General features: G+C 70.0%; 3 protein-coding genes and 1 pseudogene. 3 read left to right on the top strand and 1 reads right to left on the bottom strand.

Features of this window, described 5'->3' with window-relative positions; genetic code table 11:
- The 3 genes from SACHA_RS26385 to SACHA_RS0119395 all read left to right on the top strand — a co-directional run.
- The coding region (locus SACHA_RS26385) for a Vms1/Ankzf1 family peptidyl-tRNA hydrolase (RefSeq protein WP_039739943.1) at positions 1 to 145 on the top strand (145 nt) is incomplete at its 5' end.
- A gap of 230 nt (positions 146 to 375) precedes the next feature.
- Positions 376 to 2,004 (top strand): ABC-F family ATP-binding cassette domain-containing protein, encoded by a 1,629-nt coding sequence (locus tag SACHA_RS0119400; RefSeq protein ID WP_019812436.1) that lies wholly within the window; start codon positions 376 to 378, stop codon positions 2,002 to 2,004.
- 377 nt (positions 2,005 to 2,381) lie between these two features.
- On the top strand, positions 2,382 to 2,591 hold the full coding sequence (locus tag SACHA_RS0119395) for a helix-turn-helix domain-containing protein (RefSeq protein ID WP_005437638.1): 210 nt from the start codon (positions 2,382 to 2,384) through the stop codon (positions 2,589 to 2,591).
- Here the strand turns inward: SACHA_RS0119395 and SACHA_RS23250 are convergent.
- Positions 2,578 to 3,065, bottom strand: a pseudogene (locus SACHA_RS23250) (hypothetical protein); the annotation flags it as partial. The gene SACHA_RS0119395 and the pseudogene SACHA_RS23250 sit on opposite strands and share 14 nt — an antisense overlap.

Here is a 3,065-nt window from a genome sequence, read left to right as displayed (position 1 = left end):
CCTCGACGAGTTGCGCGGGGACCCCCGCCTCGCCCCCGTGTTCGACGCCGCCGGACCGCGGGTGCTCGACGTCGCCGAACCGCGCAGGACCGTGCTGGACGAGGCGGCACGGCGGGCCCGCGCGGTGGAGATCGTCGTGCGCTGACGGTCGGTGAGAGGCGGGACACGGCACGGCGAAACGTGGTGGCGCCCACCCCTACACTGGGTGCCGTGGTCGTTCGACTGGAGTAGGTGGCCCGCCGGTACACGCCCGGCAGGCCCCGGAAGCCCCGATACCGCCCTCCGGGCTCGGACCCGCGGACACGGGATCCGCCCGGTCACCCCCTCCCATCCACCACGCGACTTCCCTGCCATTCCGACGCCACGGAGTTCCCATTGATCACGGCCAGCGGCCTCGAACTGCGCGCGGGTTCGCGCATCCTGCTCTCCGGCGCCACACTGCGCGTCCAGCCGGGCGACCGGATCGGACTCGTCGGGCGCAACGGCGCGGGCAAGACGACCACCCTGCGTGTCCTGGCGGGGGAGGGCGACCCCTACGCGGGCGAGATCGACCACACCGCCGAGGTCGGCTACCTGCCGCAGGACCCGCGTGAGGGGGACCTGTCGGTGACGGCGAAGGACCGGGTGCTGTCCGCACGGGGACTGGACGTGCTGCTCCGGGACATGGAGAAGGCGCAGTCGGAGATGGCCGAACTGGTCGACGAGACCGCGCGGGACCGCGCCGTGCGTCGCTACGGCCGACTGGAGGAACGCTTCGCCGCACTCGGCGGATACGCCGCGGAGAGCGAGGCCGCACGGATCTGCGCCAACCTGGGTCTGGAGGACCGGGTGCTGCCGCAGCCGCTGTCCACGCTGTCCGGCGGGCAGCGGCGCCGCGTCGAGCTCGCCCGGATCCTGTTCGCCGCCTCGGAGTCGGGTGCGGGGGGCCGGTCCGGCACGATCCTGCTGCTCGACGAGCCCACCAACCACCTGGACGCGGACTCGATCAGCTGGCTGCGCGGCTTCCTCAAGGCACACGACGGCGGACTCGTGGTGATCAGCCACGACGTGGAACTGCTCGACGAGGTCGTCAACAAGGTCTGGTTCCTCGATCCCACCCGCGGGGAGCTGGACAACTACAACATGACCTGGCAGCGCTATCTGGACGCGCGGGCGACCGACGAGAAGCGGCGCAGGCGGGAGCGGGCGAACGCGGAGAAGAAGGCGGCCTCCCTCCAGCAGCAGGCCGCCAAGTTGGGGGCCAAGGCGACCAAGGCCGTGGCGGCGAAGAACATGGCCCGGCGCGCGGAACAGATGCTGGCCGACCTGGACGACGAACCGCAGTCGGACAAGGTCGCCAGGATCACCTTCCCGGCACCCGCTTCCTGTGGGCGGACACCGCTGACCGCGGAGGGGTTGTCGAAGAGCTACGGCTCCCTGGAGATCTTCACCGGTGTCGACCTGGCGATCGACCGGGGTTCGAAGGTGGTGGTGCTCGGGCTGAACGGGTCGGGCAAGACCACGCTGCTCCGGTTGCTCGGCGGGCTGGAGACCCCGGACGCGGGGCGGGTCGTGCCCGGACACGGGCTCCGACGCGGCTACTACGCACAGGAGCACGAGACCCTGTCGCACGACGAGAGCGTCTGGACCAACATCCGGCACCTCGCGCCTGACACCGGTGCGCAGGAGCTGCGCAACCTGCTGGGTCAGTTCCTGTTCAGCGGTGAGCAGCTCGACCAGCCCGCGGGGACACTCTCCGGCGGGGAGAAGACCCGGTTGGCGCTGGCGGGACTGGTCTCCAGTGCGGCCAACGTGCTGCTGTTGGACGAGCCGACCAACAACCTGGATCCGGCCAGCCGCGCTCAGGTGCTCGATGCGTTGCGCGGGTTCGCGGGTGCGGTGGTTCTGGTGACGCACGATCCGGGGGCCGTGGAAGCGTTGCAACCCGAACGGGTGATCGTACTGCCGGACGGCACCGAGGATCTGTGGTCCGAGGAATATCAGGAACTTGTAGAACTCGCCTGAACAGGTGCCGGATACCGAACCTGACCGAGTGAATACTGTGCGGGTTTCCGGTGTGTCACGGGCCGGCCCCGTGACGTAGTGGAATGGTCACGCGAACGTGGTCACCGGTCGGTGGTAATACCGAGAGCAATTCCGACGGGCGTGCACACCTGCATGCGCCTCGGTGGTGTGTGGAGTGCCACCTTCGTCACGAGGGGTGTCCGACGGGGCCGCGACGGTTTGTTCACCGGGCGACAAGTACCGCATCGGAGCGTTTTCCCCGCCATTCGAGCATGATTTTCCGCTGTCGTCTGGCATTCGGCGGCTCAGTGTTCGATCATTGCGTCGGCAGGGGCTGAAAGTAGCCCGAAACACCAACGGGCGGAAGGTGGATGGACGTGGCAGACCTGAAGAAGGGTGCGCGCATCACCGGAAACACGCGCGACAAGCTGGCCGCCGATCTGAAGAAGAAGTACGAGAAGGGGGCGAGCATCCGCGCCCTGGCCGAGTCCACCGGCCGCTCGTACGGCTTCGTGCACCGGGTGCTGTCGGAGTCCGGGGTGCAACTGCGTGGCCGCGGTGGCGCCACGCGCGTCAAGAAGAAGTAAGCGGGGCACGTCCGGGCGTGGTGTCGGATCCGGGCTCCGCGGTGCCGGAGGGGGCCGCGGTGGCCCGGTCCCGGAAGACCCACATCGTGCCCAGCAGCACGGACACGTACACCAGATAACCGAAGCGGGTCGTGGGCGTGAGCATCGTGGACGCGCCGAGCCCGACCGCGATCCGCAGGAGTGCGTCCGCGCCCGTGCGGGGCGGTCGGTACAGCAGCCACCCGGTGACGGCCAGCGCCGCCGTCCCGAGCATGGCGAACGCGAGGATCGTGCCGGTCGGCCCGGTGCTCGCGAGCAGGTGCCCGGGCAGCGGACTGGCTGCGGGGGAACTCACGGCGGCCAGCCCCGCCGGGAAGCGGACGACGTTCTCGACGAAGGCGCCCGGGTCGGCGGCCAGCACGGGCACGGTGAGCGCGGTGGTCGCGACCAGCCACGTGCCGGTGAACCGGGCCGACGTCCGTGCGCCGGTCCGCG

This window comes from Saccharomonospora halophila 8 (genome assembly GCF_000383775.1).
Taxonomy (GTDB): Bacteria; Actinomycetota; Actinomycetes; order Mycobacteriales; family Pseudonocardiaceae; genus Saccharomonospora; species Saccharomonospora halophila.
The sequence above is the reverse complement of the archived record's forward strand: the minus strand, read 5'-3'. Positions and strand labels throughout refer to the sequence as shown.